Consider the following 20,863-nt stretch of genomic DNA (forward strand, 5'->3'; position numbering starts at 1 on the left):
GCGGAGAAGGCCGTCGCCGATTACGGCGTCGACGTCGCCGCGCGTCTCGAGGTTCTCAAGACGACGGAGCCGGCGGGCCGCAAGGCGGGCGTCAAGGTCAAGGACGTCGCCGAGCTGGTGTCCAAACTCAAGAACGAAGCCGGGGTGCTCTGATGACGACGCTGCTGATTGCCGAACACGACAACGCGTCGTTGAAGGATGCGACCAACAAGGCCCTGACCGCGGCTGCCGCGCTCGGTGCGGATGTCGAGGTGCTGGTCGCCGGCCAGAACGCCAAGGGCGCGGCGGATGCCGCCGCCAAGCTCGCAGGCATCAAGAAGGTGCTGCTCGCCGATGGCGACCTCTACGCGCACGATCTCGCCGAGCCGCTGGCTGCGCTGATCGTCTCGCTGGCTTCCGGCTATGACGCGATCGTTGCGCCGGCGACCTCGCGCTTCAAGAACGTGATGCCCCGCGTCGCCGCTCTGCTCGACGTCATGCAGGTCTCCGAGATCATCAAGGTGGTCGCGCCCGATACCTTCGAGCGCCCGATCTATGCCGGCAACGCCATCCAGACGGTGAAGTCGAAGGACGCCAAGAAGGTCATCACAGTGCGGACCTCGACCTTCGCCGCGGCAGGCGAGGGCGGCAGCGCTGCGGTGGAGAACGTGGCGGCGGCCGCCGATCCGGGCTTGTCGTCGTTCATCGGCGAGGAGGTTGCCAAGAGCGATCGTCCCGAGCTGACCTCGGCCAAGATTATCGTCTCCGGTGGCCGTGCCATGCAGAGCCGCGAGAACTTCGCCAAATACATCGAGCCGCTCGCCGACAAGCTCGGCGCCGGCGTCGGTGCCTCGCGCGCGGCGGTCGATGCGGGCTATGCGCCGAACGACTGGCAGGTCGGGCAGACAGGCAAGGTCGTGGCGCCCGAGCTCTATGTTGCGGTCGGCATTTCCGGCGCCATCCAGCATCTGGCCGGCATGAAGGACTCCAAGGTGATCGTTGCGATCAACAAGGACGAGGACGCGCCGATCTTCCAGGTTGCCGATTACGGCCTGGTCGCCGACCTCTACCAGGCGGTTCCGGAGCTGACGGCCGAACTCGGCAAGCTCGGCAAGTAAAAGGCATCGAAAACACCGGCCGGAGGTATACACTCCGGCCGGTGTTGCATTTCTGAGGCGTTTTCTTTGGCGTGGGCGCGCCTTCGAAGCGATCCAATCTAGGTTTCGAGCCGAGGTTCTGATTAAATCGGACCTCCCGGCTCAAGGGGATAGGCAGGGTGCGCTCGTCGCGCGCCGTTCCGGTGGATGACATGATGGCGGCAGTGATCAAGAAGGTCGGCGTGATCGGCGCGGGTCAGATGGGCAATGGCATCGCGCATGTCGCGGCGCTCGCCGGCTTCGACGTGGTGCTCAACGACGTCTCGGCCGACCGCCTCAAGTCGGGCATGGCCACCATCAACGGCAATCTGGCGCGTCAGGTCTCCAAGAAGGCCATCACCGAGGACGACAAGGTCAAGGCGATGGCGCGCATCACGCCCGCCGAAAAACTGGACGATCTCGCCGATTGCGACCTCGTCATCGAGACCGCGGTCGAGAAGGAAGAGGTCAAGCGCAAGATCTTCCACGAGCTCTGCGCGGTGTTGAAGCCGGAGGCGATCGTGGCCTCCGATACGTCCTCGATCTCGATTACGCGGCTTGCCGCCGCCACCGACCGCCCGGAGCGTTTCATCGGCATTCACTTCATGAACCCGGTGCCGCTGATGGAACTGGTCGAGCTGATCCGCGGCATCGCCACCGACGACTCCACCTTCGAGACCGCCAAGGAATTCGTCGGCAAGCTCGGCAAGCAGGTCGCGGTCTCCGAGGATTTCCCGGCCTTCATCGTCAACCGCATCCTGCTGCCGATGATCAACGAGGCGATCTACACGCTGTATGAAGGCGTCGGCAATGTCGAGGCGATCGACGCCGCGATGAAGCTCGGGGCTCACCATCCCATGGGCCCGCTCGAACTCGCCGATTTCATCGGCCTCGATACCTGCCTCTCCATCATGCAGGTGCTGCACGAGGGGCTGGCGGACTCCAAGTACCGCCCGTGCCCGCTGCTGGTGAAGTACGTCGAGGCCGGCTGGCTCGGCCGCAAGACCCAGCGCGGCTTCTACGACTACCGCGGCGCCAAGCCGGTTCCGACGCGCTGATCCGCTTTGTGTCAATTCATGTCGCGTTAACCTCTCGCGCCTAGGTTACGGCCGGTAAGAGGGTTCGCGTAATGGACATGATGGCGATGGTCAGCACCATGCTGGCCGCTCAGCAAGGCGCGCTGCAATCGAATATCGCAGCGACGCTGACGAAGCAGAACATGGACATGGAAAAGTCGACCGTCCTGACGCTGATGGGCGCGGGCCAACCGTCGCTGGCCAATGTCGGCCCCGGCGTCGGCGGCAATCTCAACGTCACCGCCTGAATTCCTAAAGCGATGCGGCGGCCTTGCCGGTCGCGGCGCGGAGCAGCTTGAGCGCGTCCTCGCTCGCCCATTCCGCCGGCCCCGCGATCGTCGCGATCTCGCAGCCCTGAGGATCGACCAGCACCGAGGTCGGCATGCCCAGCGCCCGGCCTATGGCCTTAAGTTCCTGGAACACCTTGGCTTTCGGATCGCTGAAATAGCCGAGCCGGGTCAGGTTGGCCTCTTTCAGGAAGCTCTTGGGCTTGTCCGGGTCGCGGGTGTCGATATTGATCGCCACCACCTCGAAATTCGGGCCCGCCAGCTTGCCCTGGAGCTCGTCCAGCGCCGGCATCTCTTTCCGGCAGGGCACGCACCAGGTCGCCCAGAGATTTACCAGCAGCGTCTTGCCGCGGAAGTCGGACAGCTTTTTCGGCTTGCCGTCGACGTCCTCGAAGGCGAGGTCGGGCAGCTTCAGCGGGGCGCTCGCCATGGTCAGCGCCGCCACCTCGCCATGGGCGAGCGGGGCGATCCTCGAGGCCGTTGCCACCGCCGACCGGCAGGCGGGATCGCCGCTGGGCGGCCGGCCCAGACCGAGCCCATACAGCGCGGCGAAGCCGGCCAGCCCTCCGATCGCCACGGTGGCGATGACGAGGGGGATGCGGCGCGTGGCGGAGGGCTTCTTGTCGAGCATATCGTTTGTCATCCGGTCGCAGATATGGCTATCAGGGGCCTCTTAATACGGCTGGCCGAGGCCAGCAAACGTGGCTAGCGACAGGCAAGGCGTGAGCAGGGGATCATGAGCAACAAGATGTGGGGCGGCCGGTTCTCGGAACGTCCCGACGAGATCATGGAAGAGATCAACGTCTCCATCGACGTCGATCGTCACCTCTTCGCCCAGGACATTGCCGCGTCCAAGGCCCACGCTGCCATGCTGGCCACGCAGGGCATCATTACGGCCTCTGATGCGAAAAATATCGGCAAGGGTCTAGACACGATTTTGTCAGAGATCGGCAAGGGCGGCTTCGCGTTCAAGCGCGCGCTCGAGGACATCCATATGAATGTCGAGAGCCGCCTGTCGGAGCTGATCGGCCCGGCCGCCGGCCGCCTGCATACCGCGCGTTCGCGCAACGACCAGGTCGCGACAGATTTCCGCCTGTTCGTCCGCGACGTCATCGACGAGACCGATGCCGCGCTCGCCGCGTTCCAGCAGGCGCTGGTCGGGCGTGCCCTGGAGCATGCCGGCACCGTGATGCCCGGCTTCACGCATCTGCAGACCGCGCAGCCCGTCACCTTCGGCCACCATTTGCTCGCTTATGTCGAGATGGCCGCGCGCGACCGCGGCCGTTTCCAGGACGCGCGCAAGCGGCTGAACGAATCCCCGCTCGGCGCGGCCGCGCTCGCCGGGACTTCGTTCCCGATCGACCGCCACGCCACCGCCAAGGCGCTCCTGTTCGACCGCCCGATGGCGAACTCGCTCGACGCGGTCTCCGATCGCGATTTCGTGCTGGAGACGCTGTCGGCGGCCTCGATCTGCGCCGTGCACATGTCGCGCTTTGCCGAGGAGATCGTGATCTGGACCTCGCCGCTGGTCGGACTGATCCGCCTCAGCGACAAGTTCACCACCGGCTCCTCGATCATGCCGCAGAAGCGCAACCCCGATGCCGCCGAGCTCGTGCGCGCCAAGACCGGCCGCGTCATCGGCGCGCTCAACGGCCTCTTGATCGTCATGAAGGGCCTGCCGCTCGCCTATCAAAAGGACATGCAGGAGGACAAGCAGGGTGCCATGGAGGGTTTTGCCGCGCTGTCCCTGGCGATCCGCGCCATGACCGGCATGGTCCGCGACCTCGTGCCGGATGAAGCCAGGATGAAAGCGGCGGCGGGCGAGGGGTACGCCACCGCGACCGACCTCGCCGACTGGCTGGTGCGGACGCTGAAAATGCCGTTCCGCGGGGCCCATCACGTCACCGGCCGCATCGTCGCCAAGGCCGCCGAGGGCGGCGTCGCGCTGCATGAGGTGCCACTGAGCGAGATGCAGGCGATCGAGCCCAAAATCACCAAGGACGTGTTCGGCGTGCTCTCGGTCGAATCGTCGGTGAAGAGCCGCACCAGCTTCGGCGGCACCGCGCCGAAGAACGTCGCGTCCCAGGCCAAGGCCTGGGCGAAGCGGCTGGAAAAAGAGCGAAAATTGGGCTGAGGGCAAAATTTCGCTTATGTTTCATGGTCATCCGGCTCTCGCCAGAGCGCGCCAATCTCTGTATGGTGCGCCGCGTAGTGGGGATTTCGTCGTGACGTCAAAGTTTCGCCCGGCCGGCTCGGGGTGGGCCATCATTGTCTTGAGCCTGACGGCGCTCGCGCTTGCCGGCTGCGGCCGAAAGGGCCCGCTCGACTTGCCGCCGACCGCCTCCACGGCCGGCGGCGCCGCACCTGTTGATACCGAGACCGAAGTCCAGAGGACGCCGAGCGTGTTCAACCCGACCTACGGTGTGGACGCTGCGCCCGCGGCTGCCAAGGGCAGGAAGAAACCGTTTATTCTCGACCCGCTCCTGGACGAACCTCCCGGCAGGAAATAAGCCGGGATAAGCGAGCCTGCGCCATGAACCATTTCGACTATCGCAACGGCGTGCTGCACGCCGAGGCGGTGAACCTGTCCGAGCTGGCCGCCACCGTCGGCACGCCGTTCTATTGCTATTCGACCGCGACGCTGGAGCGGCACTACCGCGTCTTCGCCGATGCCTTCGCCGGCGAGAAGGCGCTGGTCTGCTACGCCATGAAGGCGAACTCCAACCAGTCGGTGCTGCGCACGCTGGCCAGGCTCGGCGCCGGCGCCGACGTCGTCTCCGGCGGTGAATTAAAGCGTGCGCTGGCCGCCGGAATCCCGGCCAGCAAGATCGTCTTCTCCGGTGTCGGCAAGACGGAGGAGGAGCTGCGCGCCGCGCTTGCCGCCGACATCCTCTGCCTCAACGTGGAATCCGAGCCCGAGCTCGAATTGTTGTCGCGCCTTGCGACCGCGATGGGCAAGACCGCGCGGATCTCGCTCCGCGTCAATCCGGACGTCGATGCCGGCACGCATGCCAAGATTTCGACCGGCAAGTCCGAGAACAAGTTCGGCATCCCGATCGCGCATGCGCGCGAGGTCTATGCGCGCGCCGCCAGGCTGTCCGGTATCGAAGTGACCGGCACCGACGTGCATATCGGCAGCCAGATCACCGACCTCTCCAACATGGAGACCGCGTTCCGCATCCTCGCCGAATTCGTGCAGACGCTGCGCGCCGACGGCCACAACATCAGCCACGTCGATTTCGGCGGCGGTCTCGGCATCCCATATTACATGGACCGAGAGGCGCCGCCGGAGCCCGCCGCCTATGCCGCCATGGTCAAGCGCGTCAGCCACAATCTCGGCTGCACGCTGATGTTCGAGCCGGGCCGCATGATCGTCGGCAATGCCGGCATCCTGGTTGCCAAGGTCATCTATGTGAAGCACGGCGACGGCAAGAACTTCGTGATCATCGACGCCGCGATGAACGATCTGATCCGCCCGACGCTGTATGAGGCCTATCACGACATCCTGCCGGTGAAGCAGGTGGCCAAGGGCGCGGCGACGATCATGGCCGACGTCGTCGGCCCGGTCTGCGAGACCGGCGACTATCTCGCGCTCGACCGCACGCTGCCGGCGCCGAAGGCCGGCGACCTGCTCGCCATCATGACCGCGGGCGCCTATGGCGCCGTCCAGGCCGGCACCTACAACACCCGGCCGCTGGTGCCCGAGGTGCTGGTAAAGGACGATCAATACGCCGTGGTGCGCCCGCGCATCGAGGTCGAGCAGCTCATCGCGATGGACAAGCCCGCGCCCTGGCTGTGAGGCGCTACTTCCCCGCCAAACCACCCTGCGCGCCGCCGACCACAACTCCCGCCTTCCTTTCGATCGGCTTGATCGCGGCGGTGAAATCGGACTCGGCGCCTTCCGAGCTGATCACGGTCTCCCATAGCCGCCCAACCGCATCGGCAACCTCCATCGACAGGCCGAGCTGCTTCATCTCCTCCAGCGCCAGCCGCACGTCCTTGACCATCAGCCCCGTGGCGAAGCCGAAGTCGAACGTGCGCGGCAGCACCGAGCGCGGAAACTTGTCGCGGCTCGCCGTGTTCATGCCGGAGCCCGCATTGATGACGTCGATCATCACGGCGGGATCGAGCCCCGCCTTCACGCCCATCACCACCGCTTCCGAGGTCGCCACGATCGCTGTAGCCGACAGGAAATTGTTGGCGAGCTTCATGGTCTGCGCCGCGCCGGGCTTCTCGCCGATGAAGAACACTTTTCCGATGACGTCGAGCGCGGGCTTCAGCAGCTCGAACTCGGCGTTCGGTCCTGACACCATCACCGCCAGCGTGCCCTTCTCGGCGCCGCCGACGCCGCCGGAGACGGGGCAGTCGACCTGCACGATGTTGCGCTTGGCGAGCAGGCCGTGAATCTTCGCTGCCATCGTCGAGCCGACGGTGGAGAGATCGACGAAGCGTTTTGCGCGCCTGCCCTCGATCACGCCGTTCGCCCCCGTTGCGACGTCGAGTGAAGCCTGCAGCGAAGGCAAACTCGCCATTACGGTCTCGACCTGATCGGCGACGTCCTTTGGCGACGCCGCCGCGGTCGCGCCAAGCGCCACGAGCCTGCCTGCGACGTCCTTGCGCGTGTCGAACACGACGAGCTTGTGTCCCGCCTCGATCAGCCGCCGCGCCATCGGGAAGCCCATGTTTCCGAGCCCGATGAATCCGATGTCCATGGTGTTTCCTCTTGGTGGTTGCTCGCTATTGAAAAAAATACGCGCTGCACCCTGGGCGTCGTCCCGGACAAGCGCGCCCTAAGCGCGCGCAGATCCGGGACCCATAACCACAGGGAGGAGTCGTCGTGCAAAGGCGGTCACTCCGAGTCTTCGTAACCACATCGTCCTGTGGCTACGGGTCCCGGATCAGCGATGCGCTTGTCCGGGACGACAGCGGAGATTGGTGCTGCTCCTCACGCCTTCCCGTCGATCTCCGCGAACACCTCGCGCGCGATCCGGAAGCTGTCGACCGCGGCCGGCATGCCGCCGTAGATCGCGACCTGCATCAGGATCTCGCGGATCTCCTCGCGCGTCACGCCATTGGTCAGCGCACCCTTGAGATGCGCGCGAAACTCGTGCTGGCGGTTGAGGATCGCGATCATGGCGATGTTGAGCATGCTGCGGGTCTTGCGCGGCAGCTCCTCGCGGCCCCACACCGTGCCCCAGCAATATTCGTTGAGCATCTCCTGGAACGGGCGGTTGAAATCGTCGACGTTTTTCAGGGCGTTGTTGACATAGGCTTCGCCCAGCACCGCTTTGCGGACTTCCAGGCCCTTGTCGTGCATCTTCTTGTCCATGGCGTTTCCTTCGTTTCCCTCAGGGATGGCGCGCGGAAATTACGGGGTTGCACCGGGCCAGTCACGTCCTCGTGTTATGCGGGAAAAGGGGGTTCTCCCGTACAGGAACGGATGCCTCAGTGCTGCCGTTGTGATAGGCTCTTCTCCACCGGGCAACCTGGAGAGCTGATTGAACGGCGTCACCCCCGACCCGTCAGACCCGATCCGCAGCAGCGATGCGCTGTCGCGGCTGAAGCTGGCGCAGGCCCTTGATCGGGCTATTTATGCCATCGCGTGGGAGCGTGCCTGGCCCAATGCGGCGCGCCTTCTGACCGTCGTCGGCCTGTTCCTGGTGGTGTCCTGGGCCGGTCTCTGGTTGGCACTGCCGTTCATGGCCCGGGCTATCGGTCTTGCCCTCTTTGCCGCGGTCGCGGTGGCCGCCCTGTTCCCGTTGCTTGGCTTCCGCTGGCCGAGCCGCGCGGAAGCGCTCGCCCGGCTCGACCGTGGCTCCGGCATCCGTCACCGCCCGGCCACCACGCTCACGGACACGCTGACCTCGCAAGATCCGGTCGCGCAGGCGCTGTGGCAGGCGCAGCGCGAGCGGACGCTGGCTTCCCTCAAGCGCATCCGCGCCGGTGTACCACACCCCCGGCTCGCGCTTCACGACCCCTGGGCGCTGCGCGCGCTGGTCATGGTGCTGCTGGTTGCGACCTTCTTCGCCGCCGGCGATGAGCGTGCGATGCGGCTTGGCGCCGCCTTCGACTGGAACGGGGTGCTGGCGCCGAGCAATGTTCGCGTCGATGCCTGGGTCACGCCCCCGCTGTACACCGGCAGGCCTCCGGTCATTCTGTCGGCCGCCAACAAGGAAGCTGCGGCCCTGCCCGCCAGCGGTCCGCTCGCCGTTCCCGCCGGCTCGACCCTGATCGTGCGCTCCTCCGGCGGCAACCTGGATGTCGCCGTCTCGGGCGGCCTCAAGGAGGTCGCCCCGACTGAAGCCAGCCCCAAGGGGACCAACGAAAAGCATTTCGCGATTTCCGGGGATGGCACCGCCCATGTCCGGGCGCCCTCCGGCCAGCCGCAATGGGCCTTTGCGGCCACGCCGGATCGTCCGCCGACGATCGCGCTGGCCAAGGATCCGGAGCGTCAGGCGCGCGGCGCGCTCCAGCTCGCCTATAAGATCGAGGACGATTACGGCGTCACCGGCGCCGAGGCGAAATTCGCGCCGCGGTCCACCGACGCCAAAGATAGTGCCAAGGATGGTCCCAAGGATGGTCCGAAGGCTGCTGCCGGTGCTGGCGACGCCAGGACGGCTCCGCGTCCGCTGTTCCAGCCGCCGCACTTCCCGCTCGCGCTGCCGAATGCGCGGACCCGCAACGGCGTCGGACAGTCGGTGAAGGATCTCAGCGAGGATCCCTATGCCGGCGCCGAGGTCACGCTCACCCTCACGGCCAAGGACGAGGCCGGCAACGAGGCCACAAGCGAACCGTTCAACATGCGCCTGCCCGAACGGCTCTTCACCAAGCCGCTGGCGCGTGCGTTGATTGAGCAGCGCCGCATTCTCGCGCTCGACGCCAACAAGAACTCGGACGTGTATGCCGCGCTCGACGCGCTGATGATCGCGCCCGAGATGTTCACGCCGGAGCCCGGACAATATCTCGGCCTGCACAGCGTTGCGCGACAGCTCGAGGCCGCACGCACCGATGATGCCCTGCGTGAGGTCGTCGCGAGCCTGTGGGCGCTTGCGGTGACGATCGAGGACGGCAAGATCTCCGATGTTGAGAAGGCGTTGCGGGCGGCTCAGGATGCGCTGAAGCAGGCGCTGGAGCGCGGCGCCAGCGACGAGGAGATCAAGAAGCTGACGCAGGACCTGCGTCAGGCGCTGAACGACTTCATGCGCCAGCTCGCCGAGCAGTTCCGCAACAACAATGACCCGCAGCAGCTGGCGCGGCCGCTCGACCCGAACACCAAGGTCCTGCGCCAGCAGGACCTGCAGAACATGATCGACCGGATGGAGCGCCTGTCGCGCTCCGGCGACAAGGATGCCGCCAAACAGTTGCTCGAGCAGCTCCAGCAGATGCTGGAAGGCCTCCAGATGGCGCAGCCGGGGCAGTCCGGCGAGAGCGACATGGAGCAGGCGCTCAACGAGCTCGGCGACATGATCCGCAAGCAGCAGCAATTGCGCGACAAGACCTTCAAGCAGGGTCAGGATTCCCGGCGCGACCGCTCGCGCGGCAAGCAGCAGGGCGATCAGTCCATGTCGGAGCTGCAGCAGGACCAGCAGGGACTGCGCGACCGCCTGAAGAAGCTGCAGGACGAGCTTGCCAAGCGCGGCCTCACGCAGAAGGGCGAAAAAGGGCAGAAAGGCCAACAGGGACAGAAGGGTCAGCAAGGGGACCAGGGCCAGCCCGGCCAGAACGGCGATCAGGACGGCGACCAGGGCGATGACGATGGCAGTCTGGACGCCGCCGACGGCGCCATGGGCGATGCGGGATCAAAGCTCGGCGAGGGCAATGCCGACGGCGCCGTGGACTCGCAGGGCAAGGCGCTCGACGCGATGCGCAAGGGCGCGCAGAAGATGGCCGAGGCGATGCAGCAGGGCGATGGTGACGGTCAGGGCGACGGCCCCGGCCAGCGCGCCGGCCGCCAGCAGAGCGGCGGCAACCAGACCGACCCGCTGGGCCGTCCGCTGCATGGGCGCGAATATGGCGACGATTACACGGTCAAGATTCCCGGCGAGATCGACACCCAGCGTGTCCGCCGCATTCTCGAAGAGCTCCGCCGTCGTCTCGGCGATCCCTCGCGCCCGCAGATCGAGCTCGACTATCTCGAGCGGCTGCTGAAGGAGTTTTGAGGCGATAGCCCCTCTTGTAGCCCGGATGAGCGAAGCGATATCCGGGGGTCGCCGGTCCCGCATGTCGCTGCGCTCATGCGGGCTACGAAGTCGACGACGCTACCCCTTCCTCACCGCCAGCGCATCCGCCACCGCGGTGCGGATATCCGCGACCGAGAACGGCTTGGTCACGACATCATGCACCAGCGCATTCAGGTTCGAGGCGCGCTCGCGCTGGTCGGCAAAGCCGGTCATCAGCAAAATGGTCAGATCAGGGAAATCGCGGGCGGCGGAGAGTGCCAGCGCGATGCCGTCCATGACCGGCATCTGGATGTCGGTGAGCAACAGATCGAAAGCGCCGTCCTCGCGAATCAGAATCTCCAGCGCCTCGGCGCCGTCCTGGGCGGTGACGGTCTCGTGGCCATCCATGGCGATGGCGCGCGCCACCAGCTGGCGCATCGAATCCTCGTCGTCGGCGATCAGGATTTTCGGCATGAGACCAACCTTGGGATCAACCTTCCGTGCGGGACCTCGAGCACGATCCCGGAAAAATGCGTAGCGGTCTTCCGCAAAGATCATGCTCCAATAATCGCCTGATCGGTTATGCGCTGCCTCCGGCAATGTCGCGCCGGTTGAAGAAGCGAACGTCGATATTGCGGCCCTCCGGCGGCGGCGAGGCCAGGCGCGAGCGGAAGAAGGCGCGCTCGCCGGGCCGCAGCACGGTCTGTTCCAGCACCGTATTCCAGGCGTAGATCTCGGCTCCTTGGGCGTCGCGCACGGCAAAGCGCAGCCGCGGGATGTCGTGCGGCTTCTTGCCCTCCCCGACGATCACGCCCTCGATCACCAGCACCTGCTTACCGTCTACGGTCTCGCTGGAGAGCTTGACGTCCTTGAAGGCCAGGCCCCGCAGATTCACTTCGAGCCCGACCATCTTGTAGAATGCCGCGGTCTGGGGCAGCAGCCGCACCACGTCGCCACGCCAGACCACAAGGGCCAGCACCAGCGCGCCCATCGCGGTGCAGGCGGTCGGCAGGCCAAGATAGGATCTCCGCGGAGCCGTGGTGGGGGCCGGGCGGCTCACCCGCGCGCCGCGGCGGCGGAACAGGCCGCGGAACCAGGACTGATGCTGCGCGCCGTCGGTCTCCTCTTCGGCCTGACGGGCTGCCGCTGACCACTCGTCCTCGGTCTCGCGGGCCTCTTCATCCGGCCAGTCGCTGGCGATCGACGGGCTATCGACGACAGGCGCGTTCGCGGCGCCGTCGTCCTTGGCATAGGAGTTCCATTGCTCGGCGAGGTCGGACTGGTCGTCGGCTCGGCTGGCAGCGGCCATGGCCGGAACGGACGCCTCCTCGATGGCATCCTCGGCGTGGGCGATCCAGGTCTCCTTGCAACGGGAGCAGCGGACCGCCCGTCCGTTGGCCCCAAGGCTCGCAAGCTTGATGGCGTAGGATGTCATACAATGGGGGCAGACGATATGCATGGACGAGCCTTGATGCATGAACGAGGTCTTGGACGAATCTTGACGACCAGCCGGTCGCGGCGAACCGGGCGGCCGGGATGCTGCCAACCATGCTACCGGCCGACCGTTAACGAACCGGAAACCATAACGGCGGCAAAACCCGTTGATCGCGCGTGGCGGAGCGCCGCGCTGCGGCCCGCGCCCCCTCTCGAACGGAGCTGAGCTTGGTTCGGTTCGAAAATGTCGGATTGCGTTACGGTCTGGGGCCGGAGATCCTGCGCGATCTCAGCTTCCAGATCCCGGCGCATTCCTTCCAGTTTCTCACCGGACCGTCCGGCGCCGGCAAGACGTCTCTGTTGCGCCTGCTGTTTCTGTCGCATCGGCCGACGCGGGGCCTCGTCACTCTGTTCGGCCACGACATCTCGCAGCTCGGCAAGGACGAGATCGCGGACCTGCGCAAGCGCATCGGTATCGTGCTCCAGGATTTCCGCCTGCTCGACCACATGACGACCTATGAGAACGTCGCGCTGCCGTTCCGCGTCATGGGCCGCAGCGAGTCGAGCTACCGCAAGGAGGTGATCGACCTCCTGCGCTGGGTCGGCCTCGGCGACCGCATGGATGCGCTGCCGCCGATCCTGTCGGGCGGCGAGAAGCAGCGCGCGGCGATCGCGCGCGCCGTGATCTCGCGGCCGCAGCTGCTGCTCGCGGACGAGCCGACCGGCAGCGTCGACCCGACGCTCGGCCGCCGCCTGCTGCGGCTCTTCATCGAGCTCAACAAGTCAGGCACCGCCGTCATCATCGCAACTCACGACATCGGCCTGATGGACCAGTACGAAGCACGGCGGCTGGTGCTGCACCAGGGACGGCTGCACGTCTATGAGTAGGACCGACGAGCGCGGCGTGCTGGTCGATCTCGGGCAGGAGCGTCCGCAGCTTCCGGCCAGGGCACGCAACATGTCGCCGATCGTGCCGCGCGCCTCGATCCATGGCAGAGCGCTGGTCGCCGTCGTCGCCATCATGAGCTTCCTCGCCTCGATGGCCACGGGTACGGTGCTGCTGGTGAGTGCCTCCGCCGCCGAATGGCAGTCGGACGTCGCGAGCGAAATCACCATCCAGGTTCGACCGCAGGCCGGCCGTGATCTCGATCGCGACACCGCGGCCGTGACGGAGGCGATGCGCACGCAAGCCGGCATCGTCGAGGTCAGGCCGTTCACCAGGGAGGAGAGCGGCAAGCTGCTCGAACCCTGGCTCGGCACCGGCCTGTCCATGGACGATCTGCCGGTGCCGCGCATGATCATCGCGCGCGTGCAGCCGGGCACGCCGCTCGATCTCGGCGCCCTGCGCGCGCGCGTGACGCAGGTCGCGCCGGGCGCCAGCGTCGACGATCACCGCGCCTGGATCGAGCGCATGCGCTCGATGACCAATGCCATCGTGCTGGCCGGCCTCGGCATTCTCGCGCTTGTCATCATCGCCACCATCATCTCGGTTTCGTTCGCGACCCGCGGCGCCATGGCGGCGAATCGTCCGATCGTCGAGGTCCTGCACTTCGTCGGCGCCGGCGACCGTTACATCGCCAATCACTTCCTGCGCCATTTCCTCAGGCTGGGCCTGGAGGGCGGCGTGATCGGCGGCGGCGCCGCCATGCTGATGTTCGGCTTCTCAGAGTCCATCGCAGGCTGGTTTTCCGGTACCCCCGTCGGCGACCAGTTTGCCGCGCTGCTCGGCACCTTCTCGCTGCGGCCATCCGGCTACATCGTGCTCGCGGTCCAGGCCGTACTGATCGGCGGCATTACCGCGGTGGCCTCACGCCAGACGCTGTTCGCGACGTTGAACGATGTTGATTGAATTGCTTTCTTCCTTCTCCCCTTGTGGGAGAAGGTGGCGCGAAGCGCCGGATGAGGGGTCTCTATCCGTGCGCACGGACGTCGAGGCGAATGTGCGGAGAGAAACCCCTCACCCGTCTCTCACAAGGGGAGAGGGTGAAGAAACCGGACTCCACTTCGCCTCAAAACGTCTTAAAATCGTTTCAGGGAAGGGATCACTGATATCGCATGAGCTCGCCGACCGACGATCGATCGCCGAAACTGCCGCGCGGCTGGCTGCGCGCGACAATCGTGTCGACGATCGCGCTTGCCTTCGTTGCCGCGGCCGCAGGCTTCGTTGCATTCCTGTCGCATTTGCGCGGTGCCGAGACGGTGCCCGACCGCAAGGCCGACGGCATCGTGGTGCTGACCGGCGGCTCCTCGCGGGTATCGGACGCGATGGAGCTGCTCGCTGCGGGCTACGGCAGGCGGCTCCTGATCTCCGGCGTGCACCCGACCTCGAGGGCGAGCGACATCTCCCGGACCTTGCCGGAGAACCAGTCCTTCATGACCTGTTGCGTCGACCTCGACCGCACCGCGCTCTCGACCCGCGGCAACGCAGCGGAAGCGCGGCGCTGGGCCGAGGGGCGCCGGTTCAAATCGCTGATCGTGGTCACCTCCAACTATCACATGCCGCGCGCGCTGGTGGAATTCTCGCATGCGATGCCACAGATGACGCTGATCCCGTTCGCGGTGGTCGGCGACAAATGGCGTGAGGAGCCGTGGTGGACCTCGGGATCGACGCTGCGGCTGCTCCTGTCGGAATATGTCAAATACATCGCGGCCGAGCTCAGGGTGCGGCTGGAGCATTTCGGGATTGACCTCTGGCCCGAGATATCGGAGCAGCCTGCGGGTCAGCAGCCGAAGCGGCCCGCTACCGCACAGGCCAATTGATCGGACTATCGATGTTCCCATTCTTTCTGCGCTCGCTCGTGTTCAACGTGTTGTTCTACGCCGTGCTGGTGTGCCTTGCGATCGTGGCGCTGCCGACCTTCGCATTGCCGCCGCGCGCCATGCTGACGGTGGCGGAATGGTGGGCCAAGGCAACGCTGTTCCTGATGCGCGTGGTCTGCAACATCAAGGTGGAATTCCGCGGTGTCGAGAACATCCCGAAAGGCCCGCTGCTGATCGTGGCAAAGCATCAGTCGTTCTGGGAGACCTTCGTGCTGCCGGGCTTCTTCAACCGGCCGATCTTCATCCTCAAGCGCCAGCTCATGCAGATCCCGGTGTTCGGTCAGTTCCTGGTCAAGACCGGGATGATTGCGATCGACCGCAATGCCGGCGTGAAGGCGCTGCTGGAGATGACGCGGCGGGCGCGCGTGGCCGTGCGCAGCGGAAAGCAACTTGTCATCTTTCCGGAGGGCACGCGCCGCGCGCCGGGCGCGCCGCCCGACTACAAGACCGGCTTTGCACAGATCTATTCGTCGTGCGGCGTGCCGTGCCTGCCGGTCGCGCTCAACTCCGGCCTGTTCTGGCCCCGCCGCACCTTCATGCGCTATCCCGGCACGCTGGTTGTGGAATTTCTCGAACCGTTGCCGCCGGGCCTGCCGAAGGACGAGTTTCTCTCCCGCGTGCAAGCCGCGATCGAGGACGCGACCGGTCGTCTCGTAGAGGCGGGGCGGAAAGAGCAGGAGCAGTTGATCGGCTCCGCACCGAGCTACGCACCGACCGGCGGCTAGCGGCTTTCTCGATCTTCGTCCCGATCCGCCGCGTGCAGCGAATGCGCATCCCCATGCAGCATCAATGCAAGCTGATGCAATTGCGTGTCGCGAAAACCTTCGGCCTCGATCGCCTTCACCGTCGCGGTGACGTAGTCGCGGTTGGCGCCGGACTGGCCGTGGCCCTGGACGACATGGCGGTGCTGCTCGGCGAGCGACAGCCGGCCGGCATATTGCGCGTGGCCACGGTCGACGACGTAAGCGAGTGCAGAGACGCGCTGGCGCGCATCGTTCTCAAGCCACACCGAGCGCATCACCTCGCGATAGACCGACGTGACCTGCTCGCGTGCGCGCAAATAGGCGACGACATCGGCGCGGTTCTTCTCGGCGACGCGGAAGGCGATGCCGCGGCAGGCGCCGCCGCGGTCGAGCCCGAGCACCAGGCCAGGCTTTTCCGGCGTGCCGCGATGCACGAACGAGTAGACGCAGAGCGCGCGATGCTCGCCGACCAGCCGGGCCGGGATGCGTTCCTCGAACTCGAAGCCCGGCCGCCACATCAGCGAGCCGTAGCCGAACACCCAGAGGTCGCCCTTGGCGGTGGTGACGGAAGGGACGGTGATTTCCGACATTTCGGGCACGGCTACCAGAACCATGCCCCGAAGCGAAGCGAATTCTCCGCCTTTCGTCGCAGGCCGTCCCCGCTTACATTTGCCAAAATCCGGGATCAAAGGGTCGCCGCATGTCCAATATGACCGTTGCCGCAGGCCGTCGCTCCCGTTGGGGCCTTTTCATCGCACCCGTTCTCGTCCTGATCCTCGCGGTCGCGTGGAGCGGTTTCTGGTTCTACGCGGCGTCGCAGGCCGAAATCGCCGCCGACGCCTGGCGGGCGCAGGAGGCCAAGTCCGGCCGCATCTATGATTGCGCCAAGCGCTCGATCGCGGGCTTCCCGTTCCGCTTCGAGGTCCAGTGTTCCGGCGCCAGCGTCGCCCTGGTGTCGCAGAACGCGAGCAAGACGCCGTTCACGGCGAAGCTCGACAACATCCTGGTCGTGGCTCAGGTCTACGATCCCAAGCGCATCATCGCCGAATTCTCCGCGCCTGCGACGCTGACCGACGGCATCACGCAAAACACCTTCGTGGTGAACTGGAGCACGGGCCGTGCCAGCGTGGCCGGCCTGCCTGCCGTGCCGGATCGCGCCTCCATCGTGTTCGACGACCCCGCCCTCAACCGTGTCGACGGCAGCGTGCAGGTGCCGCTCGCGCGCGCCAAGCAGGTCGAGCTGCACGGCCGCCTCGCGGATGGATCACCGTCCGATCACCCCGTGATCGAGACCGTGGTCCATGTCGCGCAGGGCAGCATCCAGGGCGTTCATCCCCTGCTCGCCGAGCCGTTCGAGGCGGACACCCGCGCCAAGATCACCGGCCTCTCCGACCTCACGCCGAAGCCCTGGCCGCAGCGCTTCCGCGAGATCCAGGCTGCCGGCGGCAATATCGAGATCGTGCAGTCGCGGATCCAGCAGGGCGAGATGATCGCGGTCGCGGCCGGCACGCTCGGCCTCTCGGCCAACGGCCGGCTCGACGGCGAATTGCAGATGACGGTGACCGGCCTCGAGCGGGTGATCCCGGCGCTCGGCATCGAGAAGATGCTGGAGGAGGGCGTGCCGCAGGCAACGCTCGACCGCGTCGCCCCCGGCGTGAAGTCGCAGGACCTCAACAATCTGTTCGGCGCGCTCGACCGCGCCGTGCCCGGGCTCGGCAAGGTCATCAAGCAGAACGCCAATGCCGGCGTCGCCGCCGGCATCAATTCGATCGGCACCGAGAGCACGCTCGAAGGCAGGAAAGCGAGAAGCTTCCCGCTGAAATTCGTCGACGGCGCCGTGCTGCTCGGCCCGGTCAAGGTCGGTCAGATCCCGCCGCTGTATTGAACAAGACACGCCCGCCAAACACTCCGTCGTCATGCCCGGGCTTGTCCCGGGCATCCACGTCTTTCGTCAATCGCGGATGCGCGTGGATGGCCGGGACAAGCCCGGCCATGACGGAGAGAGCTACGGCTTCTTCAGCGCCGCGTGTGGCCGGCCGAAATCGGGTGCGGCGGAATCCTGGCCGATCTCGACGATGCCGCGCCGGATGGCGCGGGTGCGGGTGAAGTGATCGAACAGTGCTTCGCCATCGCCGCGGCGGATCGCGCGGGTGAGCTTGGCGAGATCCTCGGTGAAGGTGCCGAGCATCTCCAGCACGGCTTCCTTGTTGGCGAGGAAGACGTCGCGCCACATCGTCGGGTCGGAGGCCGCGATGCGGGTGAAATCGCGAAAGCCGCCGGCGGAGAATTTGATCACCTCGGATTCCGTCACCTGCGCCAGCTCGTCGGCGGTGCCGACGATGGTGTAGGCGATCAGATGCGGCAAATGGCTGGTGATCGCGAGCACGAGATCATGATGATCCGGCGTCATGACCTCGACCTTGGCGCCCATCGCCGCCCAGAACGCGCGCAGATGCTCCGTGGCCGCCGTCTCGGTGCCATCAGGCGGCGTCAGGATGCACCAGCGGTTGATGAAGAGCTCGGCGAAACCCGAATCCGGGCCTGAATGCTCGGTGCCTGCGACCGGATGCGCCGGCACGAAATGGATGCCTTTCGGCAGATGCGGGGCCATGTCCCTGACCACCGCGCCCTTGACCGAGCCGACGTCGGAGATGATCGCGCCCGGCTTCAGATGCGCGGCGATCTCCTGCGCCACGGCACCGCAGGCGCCGACGGGAATGCAGAGGATGACGAGATCGGCATCCTTCACGGCCTCCGCATTGGTCGCCACGACCTGATCGACGATGCCGAGCTCGGCGACCCGCGCGCGTGTCTTCTCCGAGCGCGCGGTGGTGACGATCTCGCCAGCCAGGCCCTGGAGCTTCGCAGCGCGCGCGATCGAGCCGCCGATCAGGCCGAAGCCGATCAGCGCGACGCGCCGGAAGTGCGGATCAGCATTCATTTGCCGCCCATGAAGTCGTGCAAGGCCTCGATCACGAGAAGGTTGGCCTCCTCGGTGCCGATGGTCATGCGCAGCGCATGCGGAAGGCCGTAGTTCTTCAAGCCGCGCAGCACGAGGCCGCGCTTGGTGAGGAAGGCATCCGCCTCGTCCGCGGTCCTGCCCTTCTCGGTCGGGAAGTGGATCAGCACGAAATTGGCGACGCTCGGCGTCACCTTCAGTCCGAGCTTGCCGATCTCCTCGGTGAGCCGGTTGCGCCAGGTCTCGGTGAACTGCTTCGACATCGCCTGGTGCGCGGTGTCCTCGATCGCGGCGACCGCCGCATACATCGCCGGCGTCGACACGTTGAAGGGACCGCGGATGCGGTTGACCGCGTCGATGATGTGCTCGGGGCCGAACATCCAGCCGATGCGCAGAGCGGCGAGGCCGTGGATCTTGGAGAAGGTGTGGGTCACCACCGTGTTCTCGGTGGTGGCGACGAGCTCGATCCCCATCTCGTAATCGTTGCGCGAGACATAGTCGCAATAGGCGGCATCCAGCACCAGCAGCACGTGCGAGGGCAGGCCGGCGCGCAGCCGCTTGACCTCGTCGAACGGCAGATAGGTGCCGGTCGGGTTGTTGGGGTTGGCGAGCCAGACCAGTTTTGTCCGTGGCGTCACGGCCTTCAGGATGGCGTCGACGTCGGCGGTGAGGTTGGTCTCCTGCGCGACGACATTCTTGGCGCCGACCGCCATCGTCGCGATCGGGTAGACCAGGAAGCCGTGCGTGGTGGAGATCGCCTCGTCGCCGTGGCTGAGATAGGTGTGGGCGAGCAGGTTGAGGATCTCGTCCGAACCGGCGCCGCAGATGATGCGGCTGGGATCGAGCCCGAAAGAACGGCCGATCGCCTCGCGCAGCACGCGCGAGGTGCCTTCCGGATAGTCCTCCAGATGATCCGCCACGCGCTTGAACGCCTCGATCGCCTTGGGCGAGGGGCCGAACGGCGTCTCGTTGGCCGAGAGCTTGAACACCTTGCGGCCCGGCTCTGGCACCGGGCTCTTGCCGGGGGTGTAGGGCGCAATATCGAGAATGCCGGGATTCGGCACGGGGCGGGACATCTTCAACTCCGAAATGGCGAGGCGCGACTTACGATTTCGCCCCGGTCGGGGGCACCGTATAGCGCGTTGCGTGGCTGCCGACGAGAGCCGTGGAGCGTACCGAGGCCCCCGCCTCGATCAGGGCAGCCTTGATCTTGTCGATGCTGGTCGTGCTGGTGACCGAGACCAGCAGCGCCGCCCCATCGAAGGCGGTATCGGGCACCGCCACGATCTCGGCGAGCGGCGACAGGGCGCGCGCGACCTCGGCGTTCCACCCGGAGACGCGCACGCTGAAGGTCTCGACCTCCGTCACCAGGGCGCTGTCGGGGACGCGCGAGACCGCGAACACCGGCATCGCCGCCGGATGATCGGCACGTTCGACGAAGGGCATTCGCGCGATGATCTTCGGCGCGCCAGCTTCCTCCAGCGAGAGCCACCACGGCGTGCGGCTGGAGGTCGCCGAGACCAGCGCCAGGTCGCCCTTGGATTTCGCCACCGCCTCGACCGCGGCCTGCGCGCTGAAATGCGCGACGTAAGGCACCGTGAAGCCGAAATGGAAGCGCGCGGAATCACGCATCGCCGGCTCGCTCACCGAGATGTCGGCATGCACGGAGAACGGCGCCTGCACATAGGTGAAGGTCGAGATGATGACGCGCCAGATGCTCTCGACCGTGTCGAGCGGCAGGATGCCGCGATGACGCTGCACGATCTCGCGCATCATGGAGGCCTCGCGCGCAGGCCGAAATGCCGAGCCGACCTCCTGGGTCTGCTTCACCTGGATCAGGCGGTCGATGATGTCGCCGCGCTGCATCAGCAGGCGATGCATGCTCTCGTCGATCGCGTCGATCTCCTTGCGCAATTCCTGGAGCGATGGTGGCGCGGGCGGACGTTGGGACATGTCTGGTCGTCGATCATTGCGATGGGGGATGTCCTGATTAGGCAGTCGGGGCGGCGAAAGCAAAGAGAAATGAGGTCCTTTCCGGTCGACGCGAGACAGGCGAATTGGGCCGATCCGGACCGCGACTTGACGAAAACCGCCCAAGACGGTAGCTTTTGCTTGTTCCGTGGTCATTTGAGCCGGCCGGCTTGCAGCCACGTTAAAAAACTCGCTAAACAGGCCGGGGACGCTTCCGATCCCGGCCGAACCTTTCGTTCAGGCCGGGTTTTTCATGGCCTGATTCCAGCGGCGGTCTGACGGCAGTCGCAAACGAGGTC

At 66.0% G+C, this 20,863-nt stretch carries 21 protein-coding genes, 1 pseudogene and 1 riboswitch; of the genes and pseudogenes, 13 read left to right on the top strand and 9 right to left on the bottom strand.

Features of this window, described 5'->3' with window-relative positions:
* The 4 genes and pseudogenes from H1B27_RS10285 to H1B27_RS10300 form a co-directional block, all read left to right on the top strand.
* Positions 1 to 153 (top strand): annotated as a pseudogene (locus tag H1B27_RS10285) (electron transfer flavoprotein subunit beta/FixA family protein); the annotation flags it as partial.
* The gene (locus tag H1B27_RS10290) at positions 153 to 1,097 is read left to right on the top strand and encodes an electron transfer flavoprotein subunit alpha/FixB family protein (protein WP_197965981.1); all 945 of its coding nucleotides are present in this window, start codon (positions 153 to 155) and stop codon (positions 1,095 to 1,097) included. The pseudogene H1B27_RS10285 and the gene H1B27_RS10290, both read left to right, overlap by 1 nt.
* Before the next feature lie 194 nt (positions 1,098 to 1,291).
* The gene (locus H1B27_RS10295) at positions 1,292 to 2,173 is read left to right on the top strand and encodes a 3-hydroxybutyryl-CoA dehydrogenase (RefSeq protein WP_061881274.1); all 882 of its coding nucleotides are present in this window, start codon (positions 1,292 to 1,294) and stop codon (positions 2,171 to 2,173) included.
* Between the two features lie 71 nt (positions 2,174 to 2,244).
* On the top strand, positions 2,245 to 2,439 hold the full coding sequence (locus H1B27_RS10300; RefSeq protein ID WP_028182113.1) for a putative motility protein: 195 nt from the start codon (positions 2,245 to 2,247) through the stop codon (positions 2,437 to 2,439).
* Between the two features lie 4 nt (positions 2,440 to 2,443).
* Here H1B27_RS10300 and tlpA read toward each other — a convergent pair whose 3' ends face one another.
* Positions 2,444 to 3,109 (bottom strand): thiol:disulfide interchange protein TlpA, encoded by a 666-nt coding sequence (gene tlpA / locus H1B27_RS10305; protein WP_197966092.1) that lies wholly within the window; start codon positions 3,107 to 3,109, stop codon positions 2,444 to 2,446.
* Positions 3,110 to 3,214: 105 nt separating this feature from the next.
* Between tlpA and argH the strand changes: the two genes are divergently transcribed.
* The 3 genes from argH to lysA all read left to right on the top strand — a co-directional run bounded on the left by argH (position 3,215) and on the right by lysA (position 6,277).
* The gene (gene argH, locus H1B27_RS10310) at positions 3,215 to 4,612 is read left to right on the top strand and encodes an argininosuccinate lyase (RefSeq protein ID WP_197965982.1); all 1,398 of its coding nucleotides are present in this window, start codon (positions 3,215 to 3,217) and stop codon (positions 4,610 to 4,612) included.
* A gap of 91 nt (positions 4,613 to 4,703) precedes the next feature.
* Positions 4,704 to 4,988, top strand: a complete 285-nt coding sequence (gene lptM, locus H1B27_RS10315) for an LPS translocon maturation chaperone LptM (protein WP_197965983.1) — start codon at positions 4,704 to 4,706, stop codon at positions 4,986 to 4,988.
* Positions 4,989 to 5,011: 23 nt separating this feature from the next.
* Entirely contained in the window at positions 5,012 to 6,277 is a 1,266-nt protein-coding gene (gene lysA / locus H1B27_RS10320; RefSeq protein WP_197965984.1) for a diaminopimelate decarboxylase, read from the top strand.
* Between the two features lie 4 nt (positions 6,278 to 6,281).
* Here lysA and H1B27_RS10325 read toward each other — a convergent pair whose 3' ends face one another.
* Positions 6,282 to 7,190 (bottom strand): NAD(P)-dependent oxidoreductase, encoded by a 909-nt coding sequence (locus tag H1B27_RS10325; RefSeq protein ID WP_197965985.1) that lies wholly within the window; start codon positions 7,188 to 7,190, stop codon positions 6,282 to 6,284.
* 233 nt (positions 7,191 to 7,423) lie between these two features.
* Entirely contained in the window at positions 7,424 to 7,807 is a 384-nt protein-coding gene (locus H1B27_RS10330) for a carboxymuconolactone decarboxylase family protein (protein WP_028134137.1), read from the bottom strand.
* A gap of 169 nt (positions 7,808 to 7,976) precedes the next feature.
* On the opposite strand from H1B27_RS10330, the gene H1B27_RS10335 reads away from it, so the two are divergent.
* On the top strand, positions 7,977 to 10,637 hold the full coding sequence (locus H1B27_RS10335; RefSeq protein WP_197965986.1) for a TIGR02302 family protein: 2,661 nt from the start codon (positions 7,977 to 7,979) through the stop codon (positions 10,635 to 10,637).
* Positions 10,638 to 10,736: 99 nt separating this feature from the next.
* Here H1B27_RS10335 and H1B27_RS10340 read toward each other — a convergent pair whose 3' ends face one another.
* Together H1B27_RS10340 and H1B27_RS10345 are read right to left on the bottom strand one after the other, a co-directional pair.
* Complete coding sequence (locus tag H1B27_RS10340) at positions 10,737 to 11,111, bottom strand: response regulator (protein WP_197965987.1); 375 nt, start codon at positions 11,109 to 11,111, stop codon at positions 10,737 to 10,739.
* 106 nt (positions 11,112 to 11,217) lie between these two features.
* Positions 11,218 to 12,096, bottom strand: a complete 879-nt coding sequence (locus tag H1B27_RS10345) for an MJ0042-type zinc finger domain-containing protein (RefSeq protein ID WP_197965988.1) — start codon at positions 12,094 to 12,096, stop codon at positions 11,218 to 11,220.
* Between the two features lie 203 nt (positions 12,097 to 12,299).
* Between H1B27_RS10345 and ftsE the strand changes: the two genes are divergently transcribed.
* The 4 genes from ftsE to H1B27_RS10365 all read left to right on the top strand — a co-directional run bounded on the left by ftsE (position 12,300) and on the right by H1B27_RS10365 (position 15,616).
* Positions 12,300 to 12,959 carry a cell division ATP-binding protein FtsE gene (gene ftsE / locus H1B27_RS10350; RefSeq protein WP_028178893.1) on the top strand — a complete coding sequence of 220 codons (660 nt, stop codon included), beginning with the start codon at positions 12,300 to 12,302 and terminating at the stop codon, positions 12,957 to 12,959.
* Positions 12,952 to 13,920: a cell division protein FtsX gene (locus tag H1B27_RS10355; RefSeq protein WP_028178892.1), complete on the top strand. Its 969-nt coding sequence runs from the start codon at positions 12,952 to 12,954 to the stop codon at positions 13,918 to 13,920. Before ftsE ends, H1B27_RS10355 begins: the two co-directional genes overlap by 8 nt.
* Before the next feature lie 206 nt (positions 13,921 to 14,126).
* Positions 14,127 to 14,831 carry a YdcF family protein gene (locus tag H1B27_RS10360; RefSeq protein WP_061881260.1) on the top strand — a complete coding sequence of 235 codons (705 nt, stop codon included), beginning with the start codon at positions 14,127 to 14,129 and terminating at the stop codon, positions 14,829 to 14,831.
* An 11-nt stretch (positions 14,832 to 14,842) separates the two neighbouring features.
* Positions 14,843 to 15,616 carry a lysophospholipid acyltransferase family protein gene (locus H1B27_RS10365; RefSeq protein ID WP_197965989.1) on the top strand — a complete coding sequence of 258 codons (774 nt, stop codon included), beginning with the start codon at positions 14,843 to 14,845 and terminating at the stop codon, positions 15,614 to 15,616.
* Here the strand turns inward: H1B27_RS10365 and H1B27_RS10370 are convergent.
* Entirely contained in the window at positions 15,613 to 16,224 is a 612-nt protein-coding gene (locus tag H1B27_RS10370; protein ID WP_061881278.1) for a gamma-glutamylcyclotransferase, read from the bottom strand. The two genes, H1B27_RS10365 and H1B27_RS10370, sit on opposite strands and share 4 nt — an antisense overlap.
* Positions 16,225 to 16,334: 110 nt before the next feature.
* Here H1B27_RS10370 and H1B27_RS10375 point away from each other — a divergent pair, with 110 nt between their 5' ends.
* Positions 16,335 to 17,519 (top strand): DUF2125 domain-containing protein, encoded by a 1,185-nt coding sequence (locus tag H1B27_RS10375; RefSeq protein WP_197965990.1) that lies wholly within the window; start codon positions 16,335 to 16,337, stop codon positions 17,517 to 17,519.
* Between the two features lie 120 nt (positions 17,520 to 17,639).
* Here H1B27_RS10375 and H1B27_RS10380 read toward each other — a convergent pair whose 3' ends face one another.
* From H1B27_RS10380 to H1B27_RS10390, 3 genes are read right to left on the bottom strand one after another with little or no spacing between them, the layout of a single operon-like run.
* Positions 17,640 to 18,575, bottom strand: coding sequence for a prephenate/arogenate dehydrogenase family protein (locus tag H1B27_RS10380; RefSeq protein ID WP_061881263.1), 936 nt, complete (start codon positions 18,573 to 18,575; stop codon positions 17,640 to 17,642).
* Positions 18,572 to 19,669, bottom strand: a complete 1,098-nt coding sequence (gene hisC, locus H1B27_RS10385) for a histidinol-phosphate transaminase (protein WP_197965991.1) — start codon at positions 19,667 to 19,669, stop codon at positions 18,572 to 18,574. Before hisC ends, H1B27_RS10380 begins: the two co-directional genes overlap by 4 nt.
* Positions 19,670 to 19,697: 28 nt before the next feature.
* Positions 19,698 to 20,546, bottom strand: coding sequence for a chorismate mutase (locus H1B27_RS10390; RefSeq protein ID WP_197965992.1), 849 nt, complete (start codon positions 20,544 to 20,546; stop codon positions 19,698 to 19,700).
* A gap of 156 nt (positions 20,547 to 20,702) precedes the next feature.
* Positions 20,703 to 20,782: riboswitch (SAM riboswitch) on the top strand.
* The last annotated feature ends 81 nt before the right edge of the window (positions 20,783 to 20,863 follow it).

Origin of the sequence: Bradyrhizobium diversitatis (genome assembly GCF_016031635.1) — a bacterium.
GTDB lineage: Bacteria > Pseudomonadota > Alphaproteobacteria > Rhizobiales > Xanthobacteraceae > Bradyrhizobium > Bradyrhizobium diversitatis.